The sequence below is a fragment of the Undibacterium hunanense genome, from assembly GCF_014284335.1.
In the GTDB taxonomy this organism is placed as follows: Bacteria; Pseudomonadota; Gammaproteobacteria; order Burkholderiales; family Burkholderiaceae_D; genus Undibacterium; species Undibacterium hunanense.
Genome location: NZ_JACOGF010000030.1, coordinates 1 through 5,815, shown reverse-complemented (window position 1 = coordinate 5,815; position 5,815 = coordinate 1). Strand labels below are relative to the sequence as shown.

Below are 5,815 nucleotides of genomic sequence, written 5' to 3'. Positions count from 1 at the left end.
TCGAAAGAGCGAAGAGAAACGAAATGAGTTGCAGGTGTTGACAGTGGGAATAAAGTGCTTCATAATCTCGTTTCTCTGCTGCTGACGCACACAACGCTGCGACGCAAAACTGGGTAAATAAGTAACCCGGTTGAGCAGAAAAAGATTTAGGTTCTTTAACAATTAACAGTCAATAAATGTGGGCACTTTGCGAAGCGCACCAGTTCACTTAGGTGGATTGGAATGCTTAAATAATATAGCAAGTGTTCACAAGAAGTATAAAGCAAGACAGTGATTTAGAAATGAGTCACTGAACTGTCAGTATTTTGAGTGAGCGACATGTCACGAATGTGACATAGACAAGAAATTGTCGAAAAACAGAGATTAAACTGAAGAGTTTGATCCTGGCTCAGATTGAACGCTGGCGGCATGCCTTACACATGCAAGTCGAACGGCAGCGCGGGGCAACCTGGCGGCGAGTGGCGAACGGGTGAGTAATATATCGGAACATACCCTAGAGTGGGGGATAACGTAGCGAAAGTTACGCTAATACCGCATACGCACTAAGGTGGAAAGTGGGGGATCGCAAGACCTCATGCTCATGGAGTGGCCGATATCTGATTAGCTAGTTGGTAGGGTAAAAGCCTACCAAGGCGACGATCAGTAGCTGGTTTGAGAGAACGACCAGCCACACTGGAACTGAGACACGGTCCAGACTCCTACGGGAGGCAGCAGTGGGGAATTTTGGACAATGGGGGCAACCCTGATCCAGCAATGCCGCGTGAGTGAAGAAGGCCCTCGGGTTGTAAAGCTCTTTTGTCAGGGAAGAAACGGTCTACTCTAATACAGTGGGCTAATGACGGTACCTGAAGAATAAGCACCGGCTAACTACGTGCCAGCAGCCGCGGTAATACGTAGGGTGCAAGCGTTAATCGGAATTACTGGGCGTAAAGCGTGCGCAGGCGGTTTTATAAGTCTGATGTGAAATCCCCGGGCTCAACCTGGGAACTGCATTGGAGACTGTAAGGCTAGAGTGTGTCAGAGGGGGGTAGAATTCCACGTGTAGCAGTGAAATGCGTAGATATGTGGAGGAATACCGATGGCGAAGGCAGCCCCCTGGGATAACACTGACGCTCATGCACGAAAGCGTGGGGAGCAAACAGGATTAGATACCCTGGTAGTCCACGCCCTAAACGATGTCTACTAGTTGTCGGGTCTTAATTGACTTGGTAACGCAGCTAACGCGTGAAGTAGACCGCCTGGGGAGTACGGTCGCAAGATTAAAACTCAAAGGAATTGACGGGGACCCGCACAAGCGGTGGATGATGTGGATTAATTCGATGCAACGCGAAAAACCTTACCTACCCTTGACATGGAAGGAATCCCGAAGAGATTTGGGAGTGCTCGAAAGAGAACCTTTACACAGGTGCTGCATGGCTGTCGTCAGCTCGTGTCGTGAGATGTTGGGTTAAGTCCCGCAACGAGCGCAACCCTTGTCATTAGTTGCTACGAAAGGGCACTCTAATGAGACTGCCGGTGACAAACCGGAGGAAGGTGGGGATGACGTCAAGTCCTCATGGCCCTTATGGGTAGGGCTTCACACGTCATACAATGGTACATACAGAGGGCCGCCAACCCGCGAGGGGGAGCTAATCCCAGAAAGTGTATCGTAGTCCGGATTGTAGTCTGCAACTCGACTACATGAAGTTGGAATCGCTAGTAATCGCGGATCAGCATGTCGCGGTGAATACGTTCCCGGGTCTTGTACACACCGCCCGTCACACCATGGGAGCGGGTTCTGCCAGAAGTAGTTAGCTTAACCGCAAGGAGGGCGATTACCACGGCAGGGTTCGTGACTGGGGTGAAGTCGTAACAAGGTAGCCGTATCGGAAGGTGCGGCTGGATCACCTCCTTTCTAGAGTAGCGCGTAGTGAAGTGTCCACACTTATTGACTGTTAATGAATGAATAGAGAACACAGGTAAGAGATCATGTTCCCGAAAGGGGGATTAGCTCAGCTGGGAGAGCACCTGCTTTGCAAGCAGGGGGTCGTCGGTTCGATCCCGTCATCCTCCACCAAGATTTGGTAGAAGTCGCAGGAATCGGGTCTGTAGCTCAGTTGGTTAGAGCACCGTGTTGATAACGCGGGGGTCGTTGGTTCGAGCCCAACCAGACCCACCACAAGATCTCGACAGTGCAAACGTAAGTCAGCGGAAGTAGAGCAGGTCATGCTACATAGTAAAACGTTGAGATTTAGGTTTGTACTTTCAAAGCGAAAGACAATAGTAATTAAGTAGTTCTCGTTCTTTAACAATTTAGAAGAAGTAAAGTAGAAATAATCAAAATTATTTCTGTAAAGAGAAGTCAGTGACGACAGTTGCTGATGGAAATTATGGAAGGGTTGTGATTGTATCGAACAAACAAAGTATTAAAAAGAGTTTGAAAAAGCTGTCGAAAGACAAGTTTTAGAAATATCAAATTCCTTGAGATACGGCAAACGCTAAAGTAATACTCATAAGTAGTAAAGAACTATAACCGGTTTTTGGTGATGAACCTTGATCAAGTAATTGATGAAGACACCAGAAGCTAAAGTTATAGGGACAAGTGACTAAGTGCACATGGTGGATGCCTTGGCGATATCAGGCGATGAAGGACGTAGTAGCTTGCGATAAGCTGCGGGGAGTGAGCAAACACACATTGATCCGCAGATTTCCGAATGGGGAAACCCGGCCGTAAGGTCATTGCAACCTGAATACATAGGGTTGCAAAGCGAACGTGGCGAACTGAAACATCTAAGTAGCTACAGGAAAAGAAATCAACCGAGATTCCCAAAGTAGTGGCGAGCGAAATGGGAACAGCCTGCAAGATTTAGCATCTTTAATAGTAGAACGGATTGGAAACTCCGGCCATAGAGGGTGATAGCCCCTTATACGAAATTATCGGTGTGGAACTAAGCTTGCGACAAGTAGGGCGGGACACGTGAAATCCTGTCTGAACATGGGGGGACCATCCTCCAAGGCTAAATACTCGATATCGACCGATAGTGAACCAGTACCGTGAGGGAAAGGCGAAAAGAACCCCGGGAGGGGAGTGAAATAGAACCTGAAACCGTGTGCATACAAACAGTAGGAGCGGACTTGTTCCGTGACTGCGTACCTTTTGTATAATGGGTCAGCGACTTACATTCAGTGGCAAGGTTAACCGCATAGGGAAGCCGTAGAGAAATCGAGTCCGAATAGGGCGAATCAGTCGCTGGGTGTAGACCCGAAACCAAGTGATCTACTCATGGCCAGGTTGAAGGTGCGGTAACACGCACTGGAGGACCGAACCCACTAATGTTGAAAAATTAGGGGATGAGCTGTGGGTAGGGGTGAAAGGCTAAACAAACTTGGAAATAGCTGGTTCTCTCCGAAAACTATTTAGGTAGTGCCTCTTGTATCACCGTCGGGGGTAGAGCACTGTTATGGCTAGGGGGTCATCGCGACTTACCAAACCATTGCAAACTCCGAATACCGACGAGTGCGAGCAAGGGAGACAGACATCGGGTGCTAACGTCCGGTGTCAAGAGGGAAACAACCCAGACCGCCAGCTAAGGTCCCAAAGTATAGCTAAGTGGAAAACGAAGTGGGAAGGCTAAAACAGTCAGGAGGTTGGCTTAGAAGCAGCCACCCTTTAAAGAAAGCGTAATAGCTCACTGATCGAGTCGTCCTGCGCGGAAGATGTAACGGGGCTAAGCTATACACCGAAGCTGCGGATATCCGTAAGGATATGGTAGGAGAGCGTTCTGTAAGCCTGCGAAGGTGACTTGTAAAGGTTGCTGGAGGTATCAGAAGTGCGAATGCTGACATGAGTAGCGATAATGGGGGTGAAAAGCCTCCACGCCGTAAGCCCAAGGTTTCCTGTTCAACGTTCATCGGAGCAGGGTGAGTCGGCCCCTAAGGCGAGGCAGAGATGCGTAGCTGATGGGAAGCAGGTTAATATTCCTGCACCGTCGTATGATGCGATGGGGGGACGGATCGCGGAAGGTTGTCCGACTGTTGGAATAGTCGGTTTTTAACCTGGAGAAGGCTGTTAGGCAAATCCGGCAGCGTAATTCAAGGGGTTGAGACGAGCGAATTAATTCGTGAAGCAATCGGAAGTGGTTCCAAGAAAAGCCTCTAAGCTTCAGTCATACGAGACCGTACCGCAAACCGACACAGGTGGGCGAGATGAGTATTCTAAGGCGCTTGAGAGAACTCGGGAGAAGGAACTCGGCAAATTGGTACCGTAACTTCGGGATAAGGTACGCCCTTGTAGTTTGACTGCCCTGCGGCAGAAGGACGAAGGGGTTGCAATAAACTGGTGGCTGCGACTGTTTAATAAAAACACAGCACTCTGCAAACACGAAAGTGGACGTATAGGGTGTGACGCCTGCCCGGTGCTGGAAGATTAAATGATGGGGTGCAAGCTCTTGATTGAAGTCCCAGTAAACGGCGGCCGTAACTATAACGGTCCTAAGGTAGCGAAATTCCTTGTCGGGTAAGTTCCGACCTGCACGAATGGCGTAACGATGGCCACACTGTCTCCTCCCGAGACTCAGCGAAGTTGAAATGTTTGTGATGATGCAATCTACCCGCGGCTAGACGGAAAGACCCCATGAACCTTTACTGTAGCTTTGCATTGGACTTTGAATCGATCTGTGTAGGATAGGTGGGAGGCTTTGAAGCGTGGACGCCAGTTTGCGTGGAGCCATCCTTGAAATACCACCCTGGTTTATTTGAGGTTCTAACCTTGGCCCGTGATCCGGGTCGGGGACAGTGCATGGTAGGCAGTTTGACTGGGGCGGTCTCCTCCCAAAGTGTAACGGAGGAGTTCGAAGGTACGCTAGGTACGGTCGGACATCGTGCTAATAGTGCAATGGCATAAGCGTGCTTAACTGCGAGACTGACAAGTCGAGCAGGTACGAAAGTAGGACATAGTGATCCGGTGGTTCTGTATGGAAGGGCCATCGCTCAACGGATAAAAGGTACTCTGGGGATAACAGGCTGATTCCTCCCAAGAGTTCATATCGACGGGGGAGTTTGGCACCTCGATGTCGGCTCATCACATCCTGGGGCTGTAGCCGGTCCCAAGGGTATGGCTGTTCGCCATTTAAAGTGGTACGTGAGCTGGGTTTAAAACGTCGTGAGACAGTTTGGTCCCTATCTGCCGTGGGCGTTGGAAGTTTGAAGGGGGCTGCTCCTAGTACGAGAGGACCGGAGTGGACGAACCTCTGGTGTATCGGTTGTCACGCCAGTGGCATTGCCGAGTAGCTATGTTCGGAAGAGATAACCGCTGAAAGCATCTAAGCGGGAAACTCGCCTTAAGATGAGACTTCCCAGAGACTTGATCTCTTTAAAGGGTCGTTCGAGACCAGGACGTTGATAGGCTGGGTGTGGAAGTGCAGTAATGCATTAAGCTAACCAGTACTAATTGCCCGTAAGGCTTGTCCCTATAACCTTAGCAGGTTGTAGGCTACGACAAGTATTGTGAAGTGTTTGCGAAATGTGCCAGCTGTGGAAACAGCAGGCAAGTTCGACAGCAGTCACAACCACTACCTCAAGCGATGGTCTCGCTTGGGGTAACAAAAAACTTGATTAGTGCGAATAAGATCGCACACTCTACGACGCTTCTTCTGAATTGGACTTTTTGTATCCGCCAAAACAACGGCAATACAGCAAGTCAACAAGTTATGCCTGATGACCATAGCTAATCGGTACCACCCCTTCCCATCCCGAACAGGACCGTGAAACGATTACGCGCCAATGATAGTGCTGCAACCAGTGTGAAAGTAGGTTATCGTCAGGCTTTTATTCCGCA

Annotated in this window: 2 tRNA genes and 3 rRNA genes; all 5 read left to right on the top strand. The window is 49.4% G+C overall.

The features are described 5' to 3' along the window. Positions 1-365 precede the first annotated feature (365 nt). Positions 366-1,894: ribosomal RNA gene (locus H8L32_RS27150) — 16S ribosomal RNA — on the top strand. Between the two features lie 86 nt (positions 1,895-1,980). Next, a tRNA-Ala gene (locus H8L32_RS27145) sits at positions 1,981-2,056 on the top strand. 25 nt (positions 2,057-2,081) lie between these two features. Continuing rightward, positions 2,082-2,158, top strand: a tRNA-Ile gene (locus H8L32_RS27140). A gap of 417 nt (positions 2,159-2,575) precedes the next feature. Then, positions 2,576-5,449: ribosomal RNA gene (locus tag H8L32_RS27135) — 23S ribosomal RNA — on the top strand. 241 nt (positions 5,450-5,690) lie between these two features. Further along, positions 5,691-5,803, top strand: a 5S ribosomal RNA gene (gene rrf, locus H8L32_RS27130). Together the 16S, 23S and 5S rRNA genes with 2 tRNA genes alongside form the textbook arrangement of a ribosomal RNA operon. Positions 5,804-5,815 lie beyond the last annotated feature (12 nt).